Origin of the sequence: Colwellia sp. MB02u-10 (genome assembly GCF_014077185.1) — a bacterium.
Lineage (GTDB): Bacteria > Pseudomonadota > Gammaproteobacteria > Enterobacterales > Alteromonadaceae > Cognaticolwellia.
In genome coordinates this window covers 93,071-116,068 of the sequence record NZ_JACGVK010000117.1, presented here as the reverse complement: position 1 = coordinate 116,068, position 22,998 = coordinate 93,071, and the positions used below count along the sequence as shown (strand labels likewise).

General features: G+C 39.3%; 17 protein-coding genes and 1 other RNA gene. 8 read left to right on the top strand and 10 right to left on the bottom strand.

Annotated elements, in window-relative coordinates:
- Positions 1–485: 485 nt before the first annotated feature.
- The gene (locus H4J59_RS09560; protein WP_182238867.1) at positions 486–2,987 is read left to right on the top strand and encodes a S8 family serine peptidase; all 2,502 of its coding nucleotides are present in this window, start codon (positions 486–488) and stop codon (positions 2,985–2,987) included.
- Between the two features lie 341 nt (positions 2,988–3,328).
- Here the strand turns inward: H4J59_RS09560 and H4J59_RS09555 are convergent, their stop codons facing one another.
- On the bottom strand, positions 3,329–4,198 hold the full coding sequence (locus tag H4J59_RS09555; RefSeq protein WP_182238865.1) for a prohibitin family protein: 870 nt from the start codon (positions 4,196–4,198) through the stop codon (positions 3,329–3,331).
- Positions 4,199–4,240: 42 nt separating this feature from the next.
- Complete coding sequence (gene nhaA, locus H4J59_RS09550) at positions 4,241–5,437, bottom strand: Na+/H+ antiporter NhaA (protein ID WP_404852016.1); 1,197 nt, start codon at positions 5,435–5,437, stop codon at positions 4,241–4,243.
- Between the two features lie 256 nt (positions 5,438–5,693).
- On the opposite strand from nhaA, the gene H4J59_RS09545 reads away from it, so the two are divergent.
- Positions 5,694–6,164, top strand: a complete 471-nt coding sequence (locus tag H4J59_RS09545; RefSeq protein ID WP_182136577.1) for an Lrp/AsnC family transcriptional regulator — start codon at positions 5,694–5,696, stop codon at positions 6,162–6,164.
- Between the two features lie 193 nt (positions 6,165–6,357).
- On the opposite strand, the gene dnaJ is transcribed toward H4J59_RS09545, so the two are convergent.
- The 3 genes from dnaJ to grpE all read right to left on the bottom strand — a co-directional run bounded on the left by dnaJ (position 6,358) and on the right by grpE (position 11,122).
- A complete protein-coding gene (gene dnaJ, locus H4J59_RS09540) occupies positions 6,358–7,509 on the bottom strand; it encodes a molecular chaperone DnaJ (RefSeq protein WP_182238863.1) in 1,152 nt (383 codons plus the stop codon).
- A gap of 328 nt (positions 7,510–7,837) precedes the next feature.
- On the bottom strand, positions 7,838–9,760 hold the full coding sequence (gene dnaK, locus H4J59_RS09535; RefSeq protein WP_182238861.1) for a molecular chaperone DnaK: 1,923 nt from the start codon (positions 9,758–9,760) through the stop codon (positions 7,838–7,840).
- Positions 9,761–10,486: 726 nt separating this feature from the next.
- Positions 10,487–11,122, bottom strand: coding sequence for a nucleotide exchange factor GrpE (grpE, locus tag H4J59_RS09530; protein WP_182238859.1), 636 nt, complete (start codon positions 11,120–11,122; stop codon positions 10,487–10,489).
- Between the two features lie 185 nt (positions 11,123–11,307).
- Between grpE and nadK the strand changes: the two genes are divergently transcribed.
- From nadK to H4J59_RS09515, 3 genes are all read left to right on the top strand, one after another.
- Entirely contained in the window at positions 11,308–12,189 is an 882-nt protein-coding gene (gene nadK, locus H4J59_RS09525) for an NAD(+) kinase (RefSeq protein ID WP_182238857.1), read from the top strand.
- Between the two features lie 173 nt (positions 12,190–12,362).
- Positions 12,363–14,027, top strand: coding sequence for a DNA repair protein RecN (gene recN / locus H4J59_RS09520; protein WP_182238855.1), 1,665 nt, complete (start codon positions 12,363–12,365; stop codon positions 14,025–14,027).
- A gap of 105 nt (positions 14,028–14,132) precedes the next feature.
- On the top strand, positions 14,133–14,480 hold the full coding sequence (locus tag H4J59_RS09515; protein ID WP_182238853.1) for an outer membrane protein assembly factor BamE: 348 nt from the start codon (positions 14,133–14,135) through the stop codon (positions 14,478–14,480).
- A gap of 267 nt (positions 14,481–14,747) precedes the next feature.
- Here H4J59_RS09515 and H4J59_RS09510 read toward each other — a convergent pair whose 3' ends face one another.
- Positions 14,748–15,089, bottom strand: coding sequence for an RnfH family protein (locus H4J59_RS09510; RefSeq protein WP_182238851.1), 342 nt, complete (start codon positions 15,087–15,089; stop codon positions 14,748–14,750).
- Between the two features lie 51 nt (positions 15,090–15,140).
- Positions 15,141–15,572, bottom strand: a complete 432-nt coding sequence (locus H4J59_RS09505) for an SRPBCC family protein (RefSeq protein WP_182238849.1) — start codon at positions 15,570–15,572, stop codon at positions 15,141–15,143.
- A gap of 151 nt (positions 15,573–15,723) precedes the next feature.
- Between H4J59_RS09505 and smpB the strand changes: the two genes are divergently transcribed.
- From smpB to H4J59_RS09490, 3 genes are all read left to right on the top strand, one after another.
- A complete protein-coding gene (gene smpB / locus H4J59_RS09500) occupies positions 15,724–16,206 on the top strand; it encodes an SsrA-binding protein SmpB (RefSeq protein WP_182238847.1) in 483 nt (160 codons plus the stop codon).
- A gap of 105 nt (positions 16,207–16,311) precedes the next feature.
- Positions 16,312–16,661, top strand: a transfer-messenger RNA (tmRNA) gene (gene ssrA / locus H4J59_RS09495).
- 289 nt (positions 16,662–16,950) lie between these two features.
- A complete protein-coding gene (locus H4J59_RS09490; RefSeq protein ID WP_182238845.1) occupies positions 16,951–17,649 on the top strand; it encodes a metal-dependent hydrolase in 699 nt (232 codons plus the stop codon).
- A gap of 148 nt (positions 17,650–17,797) precedes the next feature.
- Here the strand turns inward: H4J59_RS09490 and H4J59_RS09485 are convergent, their stop codons facing one another.
- From H4J59_RS09485 to H4J59_RS09475, 3 genes are all read right to left on the bottom strand, one after another.
- Positions 17,798–18,178 carry a VOC family protein gene (locus tag H4J59_RS09485; protein WP_182238844.1) on the bottom strand — a complete coding sequence of 127 codons (381 nt, stop codon included), beginning with the start codon at positions 18,176–18,178 and terminating at the stop codon, positions 17,798–17,800.
- A 303-nt stretch (positions 18,179–18,481) separates the two neighbouring features.
- Complete coding sequence (locus H4J59_RS09480; RefSeq protein WP_182238842.1) at positions 18,482–21,571, bottom strand: efflux RND transporter permease subunit; 3,090 nt, start codon at positions 21,569–21,571, stop codon at positions 18,482–18,484.
- Positions 21,572–21,579: 8 nt separating this feature from the next.
- Positions 21,580–22,671, bottom strand: coding sequence for an efflux RND transporter periplasmic adaptor subunit (locus H4J59_RS09475; RefSeq protein ID WP_182238840.1), 1,092 nt, complete (start codon positions 22,669–22,671; stop codon positions 21,580–21,582).
- Positions 22,672–22,998: the final 327 nt, after the last annotated feature.

The window sequence follows — 22,998 nt, the reverse complement described above, 5'->3', positions numbered from 1 at the left end:
TCAAAAAAAGGCACTTTTCAGTCTTTTGCTTTACTAACCTCAACAATTCCAATAAAAGCGCAGTTCGCTTTATTTCGTTGCGTTAAGAACTCTACGTCGTTTACCAATCAATAAACATCACCCTATTTCATTATTTAAATAAAAACTTAAAAAACAATAAGATAAGAGAAAAAAATAGATATAAATTGAATATGAAAATGTTAACAATTAAAAAGCACTAAAAAAGGACTAGTTTTAGCGCGCTAATTACAATCAACAAAAAGTAGTAAAAAAGTAGTAAAAATATTAAAAAAACATCTTTATAGTAATGAGAAAGTCGTGTTTGTTGCAATTTTATAGTCACAACTCTATTTTTATGATTAAAGTAATAAGGTTGCGTAAACCCATAGAAAGTAGAAAAGTTAAAAATAAAGGACTACGGCCTAACGCTTATTTTTGGGCTATAAATAATGTAAATACAATACTAAATAAATATGGAGCAAAAAATGAAAGCAAAATTATCGGCTTTAACTTTAGCCTTACTGCCATTATTAGCAAATGCATCAATCGAGCTAAATTCAGTAAAAAACCTTACTTACAAATCAGACTCAATTATTGTTGTCTATAAGAACAATGCCTCTCAATTTGACCGTCGCGCTGCTCGTAACCTTGTTCAGGCTAAAATTTCTGATCTAAACAATGACGAAATTGATGATAAATATCGCAACTTAAATAAAGGCCGCATAGCAAAATTTTCACTCAATAGTAATATGTCAGTGAAAAATGCACTAAAAGAGTTACGCAAAAACTCAGCGGTTTTATATGCTGAACCTGACTACATTGTCAGCATCGCTGGTATTCCAGATGATGCACGATTTGATGAACTTTGGGGCATGCATAACACAGGACAAACAGGCGGCGTAGATGATGCTGATATTGATGCGCCTGAAGCTTGGGATATTTCTACCGGTAGCCGCGATGTCATTGTTGGTGTTATCGATACAGGTGTTGATCATACGCACCCAGACTTAGCAGCAAACATCTGGGTAAACCCTGGCGAAATTGCAGGAGATGGCATCGATAATGATAACAATGGCTATATTGATGATATTCATGGTATTAACGCTATTACCAATAGTGGTGACCCCATGGATGACAATGGCCATGGTACTCATGTATCGGGCACCATTGGCGCAACAGGTAATGATGGTATAGGGGTTGTTGGTGTTAACCACAATGTATCTATTATTGGTTGCAAGTTTTTGGATTCGGCAGGCAGTGGTTCAACCTCAGATGCTTTGACATGTCTCGATTATTTTGTTGGCTTAAAGAATAACCATAACGTTGACATCAGTACCTTAAATAACAGTTGGGGTGGTGGTGGTTTTAGCCAAACGTTATACGACGCAATAACGGCAACTTCAGATGCCAATATCTTATTTGTCGCAGCGGCTGGTAATGGCGGCTATGATAATGATGCTAGCCCTAGCTACCCGGCAAGCTATGATCACGACAGCGTTCTTGCCGTCGCGGGAACTAACCATACTGATGCTATGTACACATCATCACAATACGGTTTAACCTCCGTCGATATTGCCGCTCCTGCGCGTAATATACTGTCGACTGTACCTGGTGGCGGCTATTCTTCTTTTACCGGCACATCAATGGCTACACCACATGTAGCAGGTGCTGCAGCATTAGTATTATCAGTTAACCCTGAGTTATCTGCGGTCGAGTTAAAAGAATTATTAATGAATTCTGGTGATGCTAACCCAGCAACGGAAGGCAAAACAGTTTCGGGTAAACGCTTGAATATACATACCGCTTTACTTGACGCAGATCCATCTCCAGGGTTTACGCTTAAAGCGACACCAAATTCGACTACAATTGAAGCTGGCGAAACAGCAACTTATAGTTTTGACATCGGTTCTGTTGCTGAATGGGATGGTGAAGTTAGCTTAACATTAGTTGGCTCACTTGCTGGCGCGATATTGTCAACTGACACAGCGACACCAGGTACAACATTTGAATTGACTGTATCAACCACCAGCGAAACACCATGGGGGGAGTATGACTTTACGGTAACAGCAACCAGTGACGAACTAGTGAAAACAGCAAGCGTTCTCTTAATGGTTAACCCACAAGGTTTGATTGAGTTAACTTACACTAATGATGAAGTTATGAGCATTCCAGATAACGATGCTACCGGCATAACTTCAGTCATTAATGTTGCAGATGAGCTCACAGTATTTGCATCAGATATTTATGTCAATATCACTCACACTTGGATTGGTGACTTAACGGTAATGTTAACCTCTCCTGCAGGTACTTCTGCTGTGTTACACAATGCATCAGGTGGTAACGAACAGAACATTGACAAAACCTTTAGCTCTGATGCGTTCAATGGTGAAGTAACAACCGGCGATTGGATATTGAGTGTTGCAGATAATGCAGCAGCGGATACGGGCTCATTAAACAACTGGGCAATTACTATTACCGGTATTGGTGAAGTACTGCCTAGCGCACCAGAAGTTAGCTTTGCTTATGAAGCAGATGGCCTTACAGCTACCTTTACTGACAACAGTACCGACAGAAATGACGATATGGTGAGTTGGAACTGGAGCTTTGGTGATGGTGTAGTATCGAGCGAACAAAACCCTATTCATACCTTCGCAGAAACAGGCAACTATGATGTTATGCTTACCGTAACAGACGCTGAAGGCTTAAGCAGCAGTGAAACTGTCATTGTTACTGTTTCATCAACCAATATTGAAGCTGCCGTTAAACGAGCATATAAATCTCGTTTAGGTCGCTTACGTGTTGATATTACATGGGAAGGTACTTCCGCTGATATGGTAGATATTTTCCGTAATGGTATTAAAATTGACACAGTTGAAAATGCTGGAATTTACCGTGACCGCGAACGTCGCACTACGGAGAGTCAGTTTATTTACCAAATATGCGATGCATCAACAGCATGTTCAAATGAAGTAACCGTAAACTTCTAAGCATTATTGTTTAACCTGCAAAAAGGGCTTCTAGTAAACTAGAAGCCCTTTTATTTTTCCCTTTAACTAAAAAACTCATCTACTAACATATCGCCCCATACTCTCTGGTATTATGGCGACAACCGCTATTATAAAAAGCTCAGTTACCCTGCTAGGCAGAGTATCGCCCGTTAAAGCTTAATGTCAGATATAAAGAATGTTAGATATAGAGCATTTCAGGAACCACTAAGCCAGAGAAATTCCAGTCCGATAGCATCAATTAAACATAGTTTTAACGAAAAACGGCGATTGTTACCTCGCCGTTTAAAATCATCATTTAAAATCTAGTATTAAAATGTAGCCTAATCTTTAGTGCTTCTCATATCTAAAATCGGCATATTACTGCTGCCTAAAATGGTTGCAGGTAATTTACCATCCCAATTTTGCGCTTCAGTCAGCTTCACAATTAACGGATTATTACCCAGTGCTTTCGCTTTAGCCGTGATAGCCTCGGCTTCTGCCAAACCTTTAATTCGAATAGACTCAGCTTCAGCAATCGCGACTAATTTAATACCATCCGCTTTGGCTTTAGCGGTGTTTACATCACGCTGTGCTTCAAGGTTCTGTCTGGCTAACTTGTGCTTTTCGGCGTCAGCTAGATTTTTCTCGGTTTGTTTAGTTTCAATTGAGGTTAAATACTTCGCAGGAAGTTGAATATTTTCAATTTGAATATTATCGACAGTTACCGGAAACTCTTTCATTTCTTCAATGAAGTTAGCTTCAATCGCTTGAATCGCACCCGCTCTGTCTTGAATAAGCTTTTCCGCGTCATATTGTGGAATAACATCTTTTGTCGCTGATCTAAAGCGGGGATCTAAAATTCGGTTTTCAAATTGTGACAAGCCACCATATTGTCTAAATAACTCCAATGCCGCGGCTTTATCGACTGTCCAATTCACTGATACGCTAATAGTGACCGGCATTTGCTCTTTGGTACTTGAGGCCATTTTTTCTTCATTTTTACGGGTTCGCACTTCTATTTCTTCAACGCTATCAATAAAAGGAACTTTAAAATGTAGACCCGGATTTACCTGCTCTTTTGCTTCACTAAAGCGTTTTACAATGCCGATATGACCTTCGTTAACCGTATACACAGAGCCAATGCCAGCAACAACAACTGCTGCAACAACGACAAGCGATTTTACTGGGATATTAAATTTTTCTATTTTCATGAGTAAACCTTTTTTATTTTGTATAGTATTTATTATCTGCATTTATTCTTTTATATCGTCACTTTCTTCAAGACTGTCAACACCACCTTTAATAATGAAGTAACCAAAAACACCTGATATCAGTGAACCAATCACAATGCCTAACCTGTCTTGAAACATAAGGTTAACGCCATTGCCTTGCTCGAAGGCTAAAGAGCCAATAAATAAGCTCATGGTAAAACCCACGCCACATAATATGGCCGCACCATAAAGCAAGCGCCAATTTACCTTAGCGGGCATTTTTGCCCAACCCAACTTTATAGCAATAAAACAAAAACCAAACACCCCAAGTTGCTTGCCAACAACCAAGCCCACAATAATGCCTAAGGGTACAGGTGCCATCACTTGCTCAATACCAACACCCGCAAAGCTTATTCCCGCATTAGCAAAAGCAAATACCGGTAAGATAATAAAGGCAACCAACGAATGCAAATTATACTCTAAAGACTTCAGCGGTGATGCCTCACCCTCTTTACCTTTGATAGGAATAAAAAACGCTAACACAACACCAGCTAATGTCGCATGTACACCCGACTTTAATACCGCTATCCAAAGTACAACACCTAAGAAAATATAAGGTGCGGTATTGGTGACGCCACGTTTATTCATAGCAAATAATATAGCGATGATACTGGCGGCAACCACTAAGGATAATAATGAAAGTTGATCGGTATAAAATAAAGCAATAACAATAATAGCGCCTAAATCGTCAAATATAGCTAACGAGGTTAAAAACACCTTGAGTTGTAACGGTACCTTACTACCGATAATCGACAAAATACCTAAGGCAAAAGCAATATCGGTAGCGGTTGGAATTGCCCAACCATTAATCGCATCTGGATCATTATAATTAAAGGCGACATAACATAAGGCAGGTATCAACATTCCGCCTAAAGCGCCTATGGCCGGCAATGTCACTTGTCCTGGTTGTGATAAATCTCCTTCTATAAATTCTCGCTTAAGCTCTAAACCCACAAGAAAGAAGAACAACGCCATTAGGCCGTCATTTATCCACAATAATAGTGGTTTAGCTATTTCAAAACTGCCAACCGCAACCTGAACGGGAATGTTCAACAGCATGTCGTAGTAGACCATAAACGGCGAATTGGCGATAATCATCGCCGCTACGGCAGCAAACATTAAAATAATGCCACTGGCCGCTTCAAGATTTAAGAAATCATTAACACTTTTAATCATCATTTGTTCTCATCAATTTATTGACCGCATGACATAATATGTCACATAGCGTGTTTTTACAAATTTGTTAAGCTGTTAATTTGTAAACGTTTTAATTTACATCGGCAGCCATTAATGACAAAAATTCGGAAAGATGCATTAATATCGAAAATAATTCATCTTTATAGTCCGCTCACTGGTAATATTGCATTTAATAAGTGTAATATGTAAATAGATGAAAAGAAAACCCAGCAAATATTTCCCAAAGGCTAATGTATAAATGAAAAAACTTGATGATATAGATTTACGTATTCTCACCTTGCTTTATAAAGACGCAGATATTACCAACAAAGAGTTAGCATCGCAGATAGGTATAGCGCCCTCAACTTGTTTAGAGCGTGTTAAACGCATGAAAAATAATGGCGTAATCAATAACGCTTTTATTGATATCAACTTCAAGAGTATTGGTGGCAACATTGAAGCAATAGCAGCAATAAAGCTACAACCGTATTCAGAGTTAATTGTCAATAAACTGAGAGATGATCTACTTAAGCTACCTGAAATTGTCAGCTTATATCACATGGGCGGAAGCTATGATTACTTTATTCATATGTCGGTAAAAGATAGTGAACACCTACGTCAATTTGTTTTCAATGCCATTACTTCTCGCGAAGAAGTCACCACAGTAGAAACTTCACTTATTTTTGAGCATAGCCGCAGCGGCGTATTACCCATTTTTGATGATGAATAGTGCATCCTGTAAATACACGTGTATCCATGCACTCGCGACATTGCCTAAATATAGCCTACATAATGTAGGTACTTAATTTTTGTCGAGAACAAAAAAACTGCCCTACATTCTGCACATAAAAATCCCGCAACATAGTGCGGGATTTTAGTGTTGAGTTATTATCGAACTGTATTCGAGCTATATTCGAGTTATCTTAGCTTTTAAGATCATCGAAGAAATTTTTCACACCGTCAAAAAAACCGGTTTCTTTTGGGCTATGCTTGCTGGTGCTTTTACCCATTTTTTCTTCTAATTGGCGAAGTAAGTCGGCTTGATCGCCCGATAAACTAATCGGCGTTTCAATCACTACCTTACACATTAAGTCGCCCACTGAATGGCTGCGTACTGACTTGACACCTTTGCCACGCAAACGGAACATTTTGCCTGTTTGGGTTTCTTTTGGTATTTTCAGCTTAACTTTACCTTCAAGCGTTGGTACTTCAATGTCGCCACCTAAAGCAGCTGTTGTGAAGCTGATCGGTACTTCACAAAATAAGTGATTTTCATCTCGAACAAATATTTTGTGATCTCGAACATTCGCTTGCACATATAAGTCACCTGCGGGTGCGCCATGTTCACCGGCTTCACCTTCACCTGACAAACGTATTCTATCGCCGGTATCAACACCCGGTGGAATTTTAACAGATAAGGTTTTTTCTTTTTCAACACGACCTTGACCACGACATGAAGTACAAGGGTCGGTAATAACTTTACCTTTACCAGAACAGGTTGGACAGGTTTGTTGCACAGCAAACAAGCCTTGACGCATTTGTACTTGGCCATGACCATGACAGGTTGAACACGTTTTCGCACTGGTGCCTTTTTTAGCGCCACTGCCATCACAAGGGTCACAACTAACAAATGTGGGGATTTGAATTTCTAAGGTCTTACCTTTAACGGCTTCTTCAAGACTAAGGTCAAGGTTGTAGCGTAAATCTGAGCCACGACGCTGGCGAGATTGACCACCACGACCGCGACCACCGCCACCGCCACCAAAAATGTCGCCAAAAATATCACCGAAGGCATCACCAAAATCTTGTCCGCCGCCAAAACCGCCACCGCCGCCGCCGTGTCCGCCTTGTTCAAACGCCGCATGGCCGTATTGATCATACGCCGCACGTTTTTGATCATCGTTTAATATTTCATAAGCTTCTTTAACTTCTTTAAACTGTTCTTCTTTTGATTTATCACCTTGTGTTCTATCTGGGTGATATTTCATTGCTAAACGTTTGTAAGCTTTTTTGATATCGCGCTCAGCTGCATCTTTAGACACTTCAAGCACTTCATAATAATCGCGTTTTGACATAGGTTTGATTTCTTTACTTCTATTTATGGATACTAAATTTATGGATACTAATTTGTTTAACTTCTTTCTTAGACGCTGTAGCGTTCACTTTAACACCTTAAAAATCTAAGCAAATTAACATCAGGTAATAATTAATTTTTCGTTGTTACTTTACATAATAAAGCGCTGATAACTATCAGCGCTTTATTTATGGTAACTAAACCACAAAGTTTAATTGTTTTTTGTTGTCACTGTATCCTTCTAGAACAAGGTGAACACGCCAAGCATACAATGTATGTGAGCATGTCCGCGCTGCTATTGAGCAATATAGTGGCAAGCTAACAATTAACTACTTGTCGTCTTTAACTTCTTCAAACTCAGCGTCAACTACATCGTCGCCGCCTGGTGCATCAGCTTCAGGAGCTTCGCCTTCAGGTGCGCCACTTTGTGCTTGAGCTTTAGCTTGAGCAATTTCCATTAACTTAGCTGAAGCTTCAACAACCGCTTGAGTTTTGGCATCGATCTCTTCTTTACTTTCGCCTTTAATGGCAACGTTAAGTTCATCTAATGCTGTTTCAATTTTTTCTTTGTCTTCGCTTGGTAAATCGTCGCCTGCTTCTTCAATTTGCTTACGCGTTGCGTGAACCATGCCATCAGCTTGGTTACGAGCTTGTACAAGCTCTTCAAATTTCGCATCTTCGTCAGCATTTGCTTCCGCGTCACGTACCATTTGCTCTACTTCTTCATCTGATAAACCAGAAGAGGCTTTAATGGTGATTTTTTGCTCTTTACCAGTATTCTTATCTTTCGCTGTTACGTGCAAGATACCATCAGCATCTAAATCGAAAGTTACTTCAATTTGTGGCGTACCACGTGGTGCAGCGTCAATACCTTCAAGGTTAAATTGACCAAGAGATTTGTTTGCTGAAGCTTGCTTACGCTCGCCTTGCACAACATGTACTGTTACTGCCGCTTGGTTGTCGTCTGCGGTAGAGAATGTTTGAGATTGCTTAGTTGGGATAGTGGTGTTTTTCTCGATAACTTTCGTCATCACGCCGCCCATAGTCTCAATACCTAATGATAATGGCGTAACGTCTAATAATAGTACGTCAGTTACATCACCAGAAAGTACACCCGCTTGAATCGCAGCGCCTGCAGCTACAGCTTCATCAGGGTTAACATCTTTACGAGGTTCTTTACCAAAGAATTCAGTCACAACTTTTTGTACCATAGGCATACGTGTTTGACCACCTACCATGATAACGTCGTTAATGTCACTAATTGAAAGGTCAGCATCTTTAAGTGCTTGTTTAAGCGGACCTAAAGTGGCTTTAACCATGTCTTCAACTAAAGACTCTAATTTAGCACGCGTAACTTTGATGTTCATGTGCTTAGGGCCTGAACCATCAGCAGTGATGTAAGGTAAGTTAACATCGGTTTGTTGTGCTGAAGAAAGCTCACATTTTGCTTTTTCTGCCGCTTCTTTCAAACGCTGCATAGCAAGAGGATCAGTGGTTAAATCCATGCCTTGATCTTTCTTGAATTCAGCTACTAGGTAGTTGATTAAACGGTTATCAAAATCTTCACCACCTAGGTGAGTGTCGCCGTTAGTCGCTAGTACTTCAAACGTGTGCTCGCCTTCAACTTCATCAATTTCGATGATAGAGATATCAAATGTACCACCACCTAAATCGTATACCGCAACAACTTTGTCACCTTCTTGCTTGTCCATGCCGTAAGCAAGGGCAGCAGCAGTTGGCTCGTTGATGATACGTTTAACTTCAAGACCGGCAATACGACCCGCATCTTTAGTTGCTTGACGTTGTGCATCGTTAAAGTAAGCAGGAACCGTAATAACGGCTTCAGTGACTTTCTCGCCTAAATAGTCTTCAGCTGTTTTTTTCATTTTTGCTAAAACTTCAGCAGAAACTTGTGGTGGAGCGATATTTTTATCACGCGCCGTTACCCAAGCATCACCGTTGTCGGCTTTAACAATACCAAATGGCATAATTTTTATATCGCGTTGAACTTCTTCATCTTCAAAACGACGACCAATTAAACGCTTAATGGCGTACAATGTGTTTTTAGGGTTTGTTACTGACTGACGTTTAGCAGGTTGACCCACTAACGTTTCGCCTTCTTCTGTGTAAGCTATGATTGAAGGAGTTGTACGATCGCCTTCTGCATTTTCAATTACACGTGCTTTACCGCCATCTAGAACAGCAACACAAGAGTTTGTTGTCCCTAGGTCAATACCAATTATTTTGCCCATCTTGAGGATCTCCGAATACTTATTACGTTAAAAATAAAGATTAAATCTTTCGATGAACAGTTAGTGGGGGCAGGAAAAAGTTTTTTCAACTATTTTTATCGAAATAAGTAAAAAACATCCGTTTTTATTTGCTCTGCTTTTTATTACTAACAATTAAGCATTTGCGGTCTATACCATTAGTAGTAAAGAGCTACACAATGATTATGCAAAAATATAGTTTAGAAAACATAGCAAGAACATGGTCATTAAATAAATACTCATTAGTTAATGGCATTAACCATAATTTTGCTTTGTTGATGGGCATTTATCTGAAGACGGTTAAATTTCATTTAACTTGGTGGACTAAAGTCCACCCTACAAGTAGTAACTTGGCCTTGGGCAATTGTTTTTGTGGGTTTTGTAGGTTTTGTAGGTCGGACTTTAGTCTGACACCCCTTAAGCTAGCAATTAATCTGATGGGTTAACAAACAGCTATCGCGGGTATTATTTTTTTTTCGGTGTTTATGCTGAAGACGGTTAAATTTCATTTAACTTGATGGACTAAAGTCCACCCTACAAGGGCCTACAGTGATAATGTGAATTTAGCCAGGTGATAGTGTGGGTTTTGCATGGTGATAGTGTGACTTGGGGCGATTTTTTTGTACTTAAAAAGATCAAATCTTGCACATAAAAAAGCCAAACATTTGTCTGGCTTTTCTTGTCGTGCAAAATTACCGAATAATAAAATTATGCGGTGGTATCTACACTCGGCTTAGCTTTTGACACCATCACCATAGCTGGGCGAATTAAACGACCGTTTAACTCATAACCTTTTTGCATAACGGCAATAACGGTATTAGGCGCAACACCTTCAACTTCTTGCATTGACATCGCTTGATGCAAATCAGGATTAAATGGTTGATCTTGTGGATCAATCGCTTGAATCGAAAATTTCTCTAACGAAGCTAATAAACCTTGATAAGTTAACTCAATACCTTCGATGATAGCAGTATTACTTTCGTCATCTTTATCGATATTTTGTAATGCTCGCTCTAAGTTGTCTACTGTTGTTAACATTTCAGCAGCAAATTTTTCTAAAGCAAACTTACGGGCTTTTTCAACATCTTGTGACGCACGGCGACGAACATTATCAACTTCTGCTTTCGCACGAATAACTGAATCTTTTTGATCGGCAACCGTTGATTTAGCGGTAGCTAAGGCGAGTTCAAGTTCGTTTATTTTTTCTTGCTCAACACTGATGTTTTCAGCTGCAGCGTCAAGTTGAACTTCAACTTGCTCTTCTGCATCCTCAATAATTTCAGCGGATAATTTTTCTGCTAAAATATCTTCAGCACTTTTATTCTCTGTTGACTCGTTAGCCATGAAAAACTCCAAAGTAGTTCTTAAATTTCAAAATAGGTAAATATAATAATGCTAATTATGGGGGTTTGTTTTTATGATTCAAGCACAAAAGTGAATCATTTAAAAAAAAGTCAACTTTACAAGCAAGCAAAATAGCGCGAAACTGCTGATAGTCCTTAATTATATTACATATTTATAAGCACCGTATGAGTAATTTATACCGCACTATTGGCTTAATTGGTAAACCTAACCATGAAGGTGCCAGTTCAACCATACAAGCTTTACATCAATATTTGTCGCAGCAAGGCTATCAAGTGCTGGTAGAAGACTCTGTGGCCAAAACCGTTAATATTGAAAATGTTGTCATGGCGTCACTTACCCGTATTGGTGAGCAGGCTGATCTGGCTATTGTTATTGGTGGTGACGGCTATATGTTAGGAGCAGCTAGAGTTTTAGCTTGTTACAATATTGGTGTTATTGGGGTTAACCGTGGCAATTTAGGTTTTCTTACCGATTTATCTCCTGATGATTTAATTACCCCGCTTGAAGCCATTTTAAAAGGTGAATCTCGCGCTGAACAACGCTTTATTATCGAAGCTGAAGTTTATCGCCACGGCAAACTTAAAAGCTCAAACAGTGCGGTGAACGAAGCGGTACTGCATGCAGGTAAAGTCGCCAGCATGATCGAATTTGAAGTTTATATCGATGGCAGCTTTATGTTTAGTCAACGCTCTGATGGTTTAATTGTTTCAACGCCTACCGGCTCAACCGCGTATTCTATGTCAGCGGGTGGCCCGATATTAACCCCCAATTTAAATGCCCTTTCCTTGGTGCCTATGTTTCCTCATACGTTAACCAGTAGACCTATTGTGGTTGATGGCAATAGCGAAATTAAACTAAAACTGGCCAATGAAAACTATGAAAACTTGCAAGTTAGCTGCGATGGTCATGTAATTTTAGCTGTTATGCCCGGTGATGAAGTGATTATTAAAAAAAGTGAATTTACCCTACGCCTAATACACCCACTTGATCATAACTACTTTAATGTACTAAGAAATAAATTAGGTTGGGGTCATAAACTCTACTAATATTGCTTAAACCTGCGATGAGTAGAATGTCGAAATATAAATAAAGTTGCAAACATAGCTTGAATAAAAACCAGATACTGTATAAATTAACAGTATCTGGTTTTTTAGTTACCATATCAATTGGTATAACACTTTGTCCAATATAACGTTGCGATAAAGACAGTGAGGCTACTATGTTATTGCAGCTCAACATTCAAAATTTTGCCATTGTGCGTTCACTCGACATTGATTGGCAACAAGGCATGACTACCATTACCGGCGAAACCGGTGCAGGTAAGTCTATTGCTATTGACGCCTTAGGGCTTTGCTTAGGTGATAGGGCGGTAACCAACGTCGTTAGACCTAATTGCGCGAAAGCCGAGTTAGCCGCCACTTTTGATACTAGTAATAACAAAAGAGCAAAAAAATGGCTAAAAAACAATGACATGTTGCTCGAAAATGAATGTATTCTGCGGCGGGTTATTTCTGCTGAAGGCCGCTCTAAAGCCTATATTAATGGTAGCCAAGTGCCTTTAACGCAACTAAAAGAAATTGGACAACTACTGATTAATATCCACAGTCAGCATAACCATCAACTCCTTGTTAAACCCGCTGAACAACGCAATATTCTTGACGCTTATGCTGGCCACCAGCACTTATTAGATGAAGTTAAATATTATTACCATCAATGGCGTGAACTTAGCCAAGAAGCCAAACTGTTGCAAGAAAGCAAAATACAACGTGAAGCCAAACAGCAGTTATTACAGTACCAAGTAAACGAATTAGATGAGTTTTCATTACAACTTGATGAATTTGAAAGCTTGGAAATTGACTATAACCGCCAAAGTAATGGTCAGCACATCCTCAATGAAACCTTAATTGCTGTACAACAATTATCTGAAGATGAACAATTTAACGTCGTTGATGGCCTACGGCACAGTACCGAGCAAATTACCACTTTAGGTAACTATGACCCGACATTAAAAGCCATAGCAGAACAGCTTAACGAAGCCTTAATTCAAGTTGAAGACGCTAGCCAAGAAATTAAGCATTATTACGAAAGTTTAGAGCTTGATCCACAAGCTTATACTTTAATAGAAGAGCGTTATTCAACCGCTGTGCTGCTAGCGAAAAAACATCAAGTGTCGGCAAGCTCATTAGCAAACTTTCATCAGCAGCTATTACAAGAGCTACAATTATTTAGCTCTGATGAAACACGTTTAAATCAAATTAAAGATGATATAGAGGCCGCAAAACAAAAATATCAACACGCTGCACTGATTTTGTCTGATTCAAGAAAAAAATCAGCCACTAAGTTAAGTAAGATGATCACCAAAAGCATGGCTGAACTTAACATGCCGTATGGCAAATTTTTCATCGATATTTGCCAAGATAAAAGCGAAAGCTTATCTGTTAATGGCAATGACAGCGTTAGTTATCTAGCGAGTTTAAACCCAGGGCAAGCGTTAGAAGCGATGAATAAAGTTGCCTCAGGCGGCGAACTTTCTCGTATTAGCTTAGCGATGCAAGTTATTCTGGCGGATAAAATTATTACCCCTACCTTAATATTTGATGAAGTTGATGTGGGCATCAGTGGCCCAACCGCCGCTATGGTAGGTAGCAAGTTGAAACAACTAGCAAAAAATACTCAGGTTATTTGTGTAACTCATTTACCGCAAGTGGCCAGTAAAGGTCATCAACAATTATTTGTCGCTAAATTAACCGATGGTGAACATACAGAAACCACAGTAACTGAACTTTCTAGCAATGGCCGCGTCCAAGAAATTGCTCGCTTACTGGCTGGTGATAAAATTACCGAAAATAGCCTAGCTAACGCGCAAGAATTACTGGCCGGATAAAGCAAAGATCAACAAGCGGGTAAAATAAACTAAAAATTATTTTGTATCTGTTAGCCCGCTTCGCTATTATCCCCATTCAAACTATAAAGGATAATTATAATTAACATGTTTTTTCGAGTATTAGCTATTGTAATCGCCTTGTCTGTTTCTGCCTGTTCTAGCTGGGTTTATCGTATAGATATTCCACAAGGAAACTATTTAGAGCAAAAAGATATCGACAAACTTCAAATTGGTATGACAAAAGAACAAGTTAAGTTTGTATTAGGTAGCCCTGTTGTTCAAGGCGCGTTTAATAAAGATATTTGGCATTATGTTTATAGTTTCAAATCAGGTCGAAGCGACGAATTCAACGCAAAAAAACAATTTACCATTACTTTTGATAACAATAAGGTTGTTAATGCTGAAGGTGATTTTGAATTACCCGAAAGCTATAACGTGCCCATGATTAACTAGGGTTAACTAGCGGTTAGTTGTTTTTTGAACATCATCACTCTTTCACATTGGCGTCCAGGAATGTACTGATGCATTGCAGCCATTAATGACTTTAATGGCGAGCAACTTCCATGTGATCTTGATATAAGGTTCATCCTGAAGATAAAGCATGTCTATTTTAGGACATGCTTTTTTATTGCTAAATTTTCAATAAATAACCTAATTGAGTCAGACTAAGTCATATATCAAAAGAGTAAATTAACTCTAGCCAGTATTACCTCGGTGTGGCTAAACCCGACCGCCAGTAATTTTATTAGCCCGGCCTTCTTCTTTGGCTTTTTCTGCTCTGCGTTTACGCACTTCTTTCGGGTCAGCAAGCAGTGGACGGTAAATTTCAATACGATCTAAGTCTTTCACCGTATCGGTTAACTTAGCTAAGCGATTCCAAATACCCACCTTATTAACGGCTAAATCTATTTCAGGAAACTCTTCAACGATGCCAGAAGCTAAAATGGCTTGCTCTAACGTAGTGTTAGGCTCAACAGTACAGCTAATAATCTCTTGTCGTGTCGGTGTGCCGTAAACCACCTCAATCGCGAATGGGGCTTGCTCACTAATTTCTTCACTCATAACCTATTCGCTCATCTTAATGTAAACTCTATTAATACGCAGCTTATACCACTAACCGTATACTTCTTTTGCTCGCTGAGTAAACGCTTGCACCATATTATTGGCTAAATTATTAAATACTCGACCAAAAGCTAAATCAAACATTTTATTAGAAAATTCATAATCTAAGGTCAATTCGATTTTACAGGCATCGTCAGATAAGGCTTTTAATTGCCAACCACCCACAAGATACTTAAAAGGCCCATCAACTAAACTCAATTTAACTTCTTGGTTGCTAATGAGCACATTCTGCGTGGTGAACCATTTTTTCAGACCACCTTTAGACACTAATATCGCGGCGGTCATACTATGTTCGTCTTGGGCAACTATTTTACTATCACTGCAATTAGGTAAAAACTTCGGGTAGGCAATCACATCATTAATTAAATAATACATATCTTCTACACTGTGCATCACTAATGCACTACGGCTTATGTTTGGCATTCACCCTCCAATTCTCAAGTGCGCTATCATAGCAAATGTCTTTTAAAAACGCATTAAAGTGAAAAATGATAAATAAGCCATTTAAATAACAGCAATACTCCGTATAATGTTGAAGATTGCTATTTTTGGTAGCAAACAAAATGGAAATATAATGGCAAAGAAAAAGAAATCAAGCAGCAATACTATTGCTCTAAATAAAAAAGCACGTCATAACTATACCCTCACTGATAAGTTTGAAGGCGGAATGAGCTTACAGGGTTGGGAAATTAAAAGTATACGCAGCGGTAAGGTAAATATATCTGACTGTTACGTACACATAAAAAATGGTGAGGCCTATTTACTTGGCGCTGAAATAATGCCGCTTAACGCCGCTTCTAGTCACGTGGTTTGTGATGCTAATCGTGACCGGAAATTACTATTAAACCGTCGAGAGCTAGAGAAAATTATTGCCGCTGTAGAGCGTGATGGTTATTCCTTAATCGCCACCGCCATGTATTGGAAAGCTTGTTGGGTTAAATTAGAGTTTTATTTGGGCAAAGGTAAAAAAGATCACGATAAACGTGCTGACATCAAAGATCGAGAATGGGCAGTAGATAAAGGCCGATTAATGAAAAATAGAAACCTAGATAGATAGTTGATTAAAAAATATCACGTTGTCTATTTAAACTAAGCGTTGTATAATGCGCTGCATAGACTTATATAGTCTATAGCAGTAGAAAAGAAGTAAAGAGTAAGCTTTGGGGCGGATCTAGGATTCGACGAGATTCATGAAACCCGAGGTGCATGCCCAGGGGCGGTTTGCCTGGTAAAAAGCCGCAAAACTATAATTGCAAACGACGAAACGTTCGCACTAGCCGCTTAGGCTAGCCATCGCCTCAAAAATTCTCCTATTGTTTAGAGGATCGATGGTCACCCCAAATAGGATAGCGAGGGAAGCACGCTTAAGGCTGAACCGCGAAATAGTATTAAGCTCACCATGACGAAGCCTGTCGGTTGGCGTCCAAGTGGTTAAATAAATGATCGACTAAGCATGTAGTACCAAGGATGTAGGCTTTTCGGACGGGGGTTCGATTCCCCCCCGCTCCACCAAAATAAAGACCGTTTTTAGTCTATTAGTTATACCTAGTAACTTTTAGATTTGGCCATAGTCTGGCAACAGGCTATGATAAAAAAAACCGCTTAATGGCGGTTTTTTTATGTCTAAAATTTACAAAACAACCTGCACTCAAAATATCCATGACTCTGACCCTTTGATTAGCCCACCATCGATTGCATAAATTAAAGAACAAGCTAAAAGCGAGTAATAAACCTAGATATGTCGCTTATACTATGAAATATAAGGTAAAATAGTGGCAAAATATTCTACTTAAAAGCAATAATGGCAAATTTTCAGACTCACTTCAATATAGCGGCGGCTTGTACAGGTATTAGCTCTGCAGTGCTATTATCAGCAGGTCATACTGACATCAATACAGCATTATGGTTGTGGTTTTTAGGCACTATTGGGGGATTGTTACCTGATATTGATTCCGACAACTCAACATCACTTGATATTATTTTCAATATATTTACCGCCGTCATTCTGCTGATGGTTTTGCACTATATTACCGGAGAGCACTTTAGAGAGATCCGTTTTATTGAGTTGCTGGTAATACCTTTAGCCGTTTATAGCATAATGAAATGGCTGATAAGACCGTTATTTGAAAAAGTGACGGTTCACCGAGGTAGCTGTCATTCTCTGTTATTCCTTATTTTATGCGGCCTACTAACAACGCAGCTAACTTGGATATTTAATAACGAATATGCCACTAAGTCGGCTATTCTTGCCTTACTTTCAGGTGGGTTTGTTTTCTTTGGCGGACTTATTCATTTAATTTTAGATGAAATATACAGTGTTGATTTAAGTAATATCCGCATTAAACGCTCCTTTGGCACAGCCCTGAAAATAGCCTATTTTAAAAGTAAAGGTGCAACATTTATGATGTTAGTTGCCAGCATCGCATTAGGCTATATGCTGCCGGAAACTGATACAACAATTAATTTACTAGCCGATTGGTCAACTTTTAATTTCTACTAAGAAGAGCGCCAGTCGATTGATATTTAGGGGATATATACTGTTTGTTAGAAGTCATATTTTCACAAAAAAAAGACACTAAAACGTGTCTTTTTTTATCTATTATTGCTCTCTAAAACGTTCAATTAGCCTATTTTACCAAGCTAACTTTTTACCCCATACGATGCAGGGCACAAATTTTATTACCTGATGGATCACGTAAATAAGCAAGGTAAATATTACCAACCGGCGCACTTCTAACACCTGGTGCGTCTTCACAAGCAACACCACCATTAGCAACACCCGCCGCTTGCCATGCATCGGCTTGCTCAGGAGACGTAGCAGAAAAACCAATAGTACTGCCATTGCCATGACCGGCTTCTTCACCGTTTATTGGTTTAGTTAGGGCGAGAATTCCGTTATCAGTAAAATAAAAGCACCGACCTTTTTCATCCATTACACCCGGTTTATGGCCTAGTTCACCTAAAATGGCATCGTAAAATACTTTTGATGCTTTTACGTCGTTCGCACCTATCATGATATGACTAAACATTTAATTTTCCTTTTTAATTGAACAAAAACACCAAGAGCGCTAGCTAATTTTTTGAATGATTTAGCTAGCGCTTTGGTCTCTAAAACTGTCTATAGCATGCACGACAAGCAGTTAATAACACAATAAAAAATTTGCATAACTTATAAAGTTTATAACTTATTTTTTAGCCAACAGCCTTAACTTCTGGGTTTTAATTGACCTATTGAGCCACAACTTGCCAAGTCTTAGCTTGGCGTTTGACGGCATAAACGCCAATATACAAAAACCAAGCAGAAGCTTTAACTAGTATTTACTTTCAGTTATCTATACATCATTTGTTAATACATCATTTGTTAATAAATCTTCACTGTTAGCACTGCGATTTTCGGCTATCCACAAATAAAATACCGGTAACACGAACAAGGTAAAAAATGTGCCAATGGCCATACCGGCAACTAAAATAATACCTATACTATTTCTTGCCTCTGCACCAGCGCCAGTGACTAATACTAGCGGGAAATGGCCCAGTATGGTTGCCGCTGTGGTCATTAATATGGGTCGTAAACGTGTCGTTGCTGACTCAATAACGGCGTCAAATTTACTTTTGCCTGCTGCTTGTAAATGATTAGCGAATTCGACAATTAAAATACCATTTTTCGCGATGAGTCCCACTAAGGTAACTAAGCCAATTTGCGAGTAAATATTTATCGTAGTTAACTCCAAAAAGGGTAGTAATAATGCCCCCGACAAGGCTAATGGCACACAGCCGAGTAATATCACTAACGGGTCACGATAACTATTAAATTGAATCGCTAATACTAAAAAAACAATGACTAAAGATATTGCCATAACTGTGATTAAACTATTACCTTCAGCACGAATTTGACGCGACTCACCGGCATAATCTAAGTTGTAGTTATTGGGTAACATATTAGCCGCTGCTGACTCTAAGGTTTGTAATGCCTGCTCTTTTGTTACCCCTGGTAATATTCCACCATAGACCCTAAACGAATTTTGTTGACCAAACGAGCCTAAGGTTCTGGGCACTGTGCGATATTTAATTTCAGTAAATGCTGATACCGGTATTAACTCACCCGCGGGTGTTTTCACGGTTAGGTTTAATATTTTTTCAGGTTGTGAGCTGATATTATCAGCGACCATTGGAATAACCCGATAGGCCTTGCCATTAGCATCAAAGCGATTGACATAATTGCTGGAAAGATAGGTTGATAACTGGCTACTCACGTTAGCCACCGTCATACCTAGGTCAGCAATTTTATCTCGGTCTATTTTTAGTTCAACTTGCGGTAAGTCGATTTTTAAATCTGTATCGGCATAAAGAAATTCGCCACTTTGAAATGCCGCACCCACAAGTTTGTCAGCGTACAATTTCATTTCACTGTAGGGCGATGAAGACTTAACCACCAGCTCAACATCAAACTGCCCGGCGGTAGGCAGTGGTGAAGGTAAAATAGGTAACAAGTTTAAACCTTCAGAGCTCTGTAGACGCCCATAAACTTCAGGCAGCATTGCTTGAATGCTTTTATCTCGTTTATCATTACTGACAAATTCAAGACCGCTAAAACCACCGCTACTAAATATTATCTGCCATATCTCTTTGCTGCCTTCTGTTTCTAGTAAGGTTTTAGCGACACTGGCGACATTATCTTCACTGTATTTTAATGAGGCATCGGGTGGGGATTGTACAATAATGAAAACGCTGCTTTGATCTTCAGTCGGCGCTAGCTCTTTGGCTGACATGAGGTAAAAAGGCACAATTAATAACGAAACAATCAGGGCAAAAAAGAACAACTGTCCTTGCCAGTGAAAAGTTTTTGCTAATAGTCGACCATAAAAATTTTGTAAATGCTCAAATGCGTGGTTAACCTTAACGGTTAATTTACTTTCTTTACCGCCTTCACTTGATACATAAGCACTCATTATCGGTGATAAGGTAACGGCAACCAAGCCAGAAATGAGTACGGCGATAGCCAAGGTAAAAGCAAACTCTTTAAATAAAACCCCGGTTAAGCCTGATAAAAAGCCAATCGGTATATAAACTACGGCCAAGGTTAAGGTCATGGCGATAATTGGCACCAGTAGTTGTCGAGAGCTCATCAGAGCCGCTTGTATACGCGGCACACCAGCTCGCATATGTCGGGCAACGTTTTCAACCACCACAATAGCGTCATCTACCACCAAGCCAACCGATAAAACGATGGCTAATACGGTGAGTAAGTTCAAACTAAAGCCCATCAACCAAATAGCCGCAATGGCACCTAAAATAGAAATAGGAATGGTCACTAAAGGCACTAAGGCCGCTCTAAATGACCCCATTAACACCACAACAACAATACCGACTAACACTATGGTTTCCATGAGTGTGGTGATAATTTCTTGTAACGCGTCTCGCATATAAAGTGTGCCGTCGTAGGCAATATCTATTTTAATATGCGGTGAGGCGGCATTGATTTCATCAAGCACTTTATAGAGTTCATCGCCGATGGAAATTTCATTCGCACCCGGTAAAGGCCAAACCGAAATATAAACGGTATCTTTACCATTAAAGCGCGCGGTAGCCGTGGCTTGTTCCGCACTATACTCAACCCGGGCAACATCTTTTAAATACACAACAGCGTTATCGCTTTGCTCAACAATTAACTGTTCAAACTCACTCACCGACGACATTTGTGTATTGGCTACAATATCGATTTTTTGCCGCGCATTTTCACTATAACCTAACGTTGAAATACGGTTATTATCCGCCAAGGCTTGATAGACTTCATCAGCGCTAAGATTGAAAATATTTAATTTGTCAGCGTCAAGCCAAACCCTCATAGCTGGAGTTCGGGCGCCTTCAATACCCACCTTTTGTACACCGTCAATATTGTTAATAATCGGATTAATTTCTCGTGTAAGGTAGTCGGTAATTTGCGCGAGTGTTGAACCTTCTGATGCCACATTAAGATAAAATACGGCGAAAGGTCTATCAGTTCTTGTTACGGTAACAAAAGGGTCTTCTGCACCCGCCGGCAACTCAAATTTTATTTGATTAAGGCGAGTGTTTAGCTCAGATAGCGCATCGGTGCTATTTTGATTAAGCTTAAGCCAGGCGGTTACTTTACTTTGGCCTGAGCTAGTGCTTGATTCGACAAAATCAACCCCAGGAACGGTTGACGCTACTCGTTCTACTGGGTCGGTAACAAAACCTTTAACCACATCAGCAGAGGCGCCGGTATAGTTAGTGGTTATTTCCAGTGAAGCCCCTTCAATTTTAGGAAATTGTAATACCGATATCGCATTAACCGCCCATAAACCCACTAAACAAATAAATATCGATAATACGGTGGAGACTACAGGTTTTCGAACAAAAACATCCATAAGATGTTTCGGCGAAGATAATTCTTTTAGCATGACTATTCCTATCCGCCTAAGTTGTCTTGATCAAAGTAAGTTTTTAACCCTTGGCGCAATTTAAATGCTCCTTTAGCGGCGATCAAATCATCTACCTTGAGTCCTTTAATCACAATAACTTGCTCGTCGATTCTATCGCCTAAGACAATTTTCTCTCTGCTCGCGCGATAATCGCCTTGTTCGTCTTTAATCAATTTAAAAACATAATCGCCCAGCTGATCACGTACAATCGCCAAGTTTGGCACTGTGATGACAGATTGGACCGGCATAATGGGTACGGCAACTTTAACTAATTGATTGGGTTTAATGTCCAGCGCTGAATTAAACACCTTAGCTCGATACTTAAGTTGACGAGAGTCTTTGCTATATAAAGACGCTACTGAACTGATCATGGCTTCACTGCTAGCGCCGATTGAAGCAGCATCAGCATTAACGGTAATTTCAACGCTACTATTTACCGGTAATTGTGCATAGATTTGTGGTACCTTAAAATCCACCCAAATATAGTTTTCAAGACCGAGTAAATCGGTAATGTCAGTGTTTTCATCAATAAACTGGCCAAGATTAATATTATGAATACCGACATTGGCATCAAAAGGTGCTGTAATGATTTTTTTTGCAATAATGACCTCTAAACGCGTCATGTCCGCGCTAGCAATGCTATATTCTGCTTGTGCTAAATCGACACTTTCTTTACTGATGCGACTTGCTTTTTCTAGCGTGATATAACGCTGCAGTGTGCGTTTTTTCAATTTCATCGTTGCCTTAGCTGAGGCCAATGACGCTAACTCTTCACTGTGATCTAATTCAACTAACACTTGGCCTTTTTTAACCCTATCGCCTGAGGCCATATTAAGTTTGCTAACCTTGCCAGCCAGTTCGTTTTGCAAAACAATATATTTAACCGCTTGCCCTTCACCAATGACAGATATTTGTTTTTGGTAAGTAGCGCCTTGCGCTCGAAAAGCTTGTACTTTCGCACTAGGCTCAGGTCCAGATTGCATTTTTTGGCCACCTGACAATGACGCTTTATAATAAAACAAGCCACCAACAACAGCAGACACAATAACAATAACAATAAACCAACGGATTAATTTCATAACGCTTTCCTAATGTAAAATATCGCCGCAATTCCATGCCAACGACACACCTGTAAGAATGTTTCACAGGGTATAACCTCAATCACAATTGAGGTTGATAATTAATTCATAATATTTCTATCAACATCACAGATAACCTAACCTTGCGCTAATATAGAGAATGCTGATAGTGAGAATGCTAACAGTGACTAAACTTCAATCAGGTTAAGTTTAGTCAAAAACGCGGATTATTTTGTCATACAAAAGTGAAAAGCAAAAGAAAATACACCTAACTCACCACATCATTAAATTATTGCCCGCTTGTACTAATTAAACTTAATGGAACGG

What these genes read in the sequence shown, in the direction of transcription:
- H4J59_RS09545 (WP_182136577.1), top strand. Translation starts at nt 5,694, where the DNA reads ATGAAAAAACTTGATGATATAGATTTACGTATTCTCACCTTGCTTTAT.
- recN (WP_182238855.1), top strand. Translation starts at nt 12,363, where the DNA reads ATGTTATTGCAGCTCAACATTCAAAATTTTGCCATTGTGCGTTCACTC.
- H4J59_RS09515 (WP_182238853.1), top strand. Translation starts at nt 14,133, where the DNA reads ATGTTTTTTCGAGTATTAGCTATTGTAATCGCCTTGTCTGTTTCTGCC.
- H4J59_RS09475 (WP_182238840.1), bottom strand. Translation starts at nt 22,671, where the DNA reads ATGAAATTAATCCGTTGGTTTATTGTTATTGTTATTGTGTCTGCTGTT.
- grpE (WP_182238859.1), bottom strand. Translation starts at nt 11,122, where the DNA reads ATGGCTAACGAGTCAACAGAGAATAAAAGTGCTGAAGATATTTTAGCA.
- H4J59_RS09505 (WP_182238849.1), bottom strand. Translation starts at nt 15,572, where the DNA reads ATGCCAAACATAAGCCGTAGTGCATTAGTGATGCACAGTGTAGAAGAT.
- nhaA (WP_404852016.1), bottom strand. Translation starts at nt 5,437, where the DNA reads ATGATGATTAAAAGTGTTAATGATTTCTTAAATCTTGAAGCGGCCAGT.
- H4J59_RS09480 (WP_182238842.1), bottom strand. Translation starts at nt 21,571, where the DNA reads ATGCTAAAAGAATTATCTTCGCCGAAACATCTTATGGATGTTTTTGTT.
- dnaJ (WP_182238863.1), bottom strand. Translation starts at nt 7,509, where the DNA reads ATGTCAAAACGCGATTATTATGAAGTGCTTGAAGTGTCTAAAGATGCA.
- H4J59_RS09555 (WP_182238865.1), bottom strand. Translation starts at nt 4,198, where the DNA reads ATGAAAATAGAAAAATTTAATATCCCAGTAAAATCGCTTGTCGTTGTT.
- H4J59_RS09490 (WP_182238845.1), top strand. Translation starts at nt 16,951, where the DNA reads ATGGCAAATTTTCAGACTCACTTCAATATAGCGGCGGCTTGTACAGGT.
- H4J59_RS09560 (WP_182238867.1), top strand. Translation starts at nt 486, where the DNA reads ATGAAAGCAAAATTATCGGCTTTAACTTTAGCCTTACTGCCATTATTA.
- dnaK (WP_182238861.1), bottom strand. Translation starts at nt 9,760, where the DNA reads ATGGGCAAAATAATTGGTATTGACCTAGGGACAACAAACTCTTGTGTT.
- H4J59_RS09485 (WP_182238844.1), bottom strand. Translation starts at nt 18,178, where the DNA reads ATGTTTAGTCATATCATGATAGGTGCGAACGACGTAAAAGCATCAAAA.
- H4J59_RS09510 (WP_182238851.1), bottom strand. Translation starts at nt 15,089, where the DNA reads ATGAGTGAAGAAATTAGTGAGCAAGCCCCATTCGCGATTGAGGTGGTT.
- nadK (WP_182238857.1), top strand. Translation starts at nt 11,308, where the DNA reads ATGAGTAATTTATACCGCACTATTGGCTTAATTGGTAAACCTAACCAT.
- smpB (WP_182238847.1), top strand. Translation starts at nt 15,724, where the DNA reads ATGGCAAAGAAAAAGAAATCAAGCAGCAATACTATTGCTCTAAATAAA.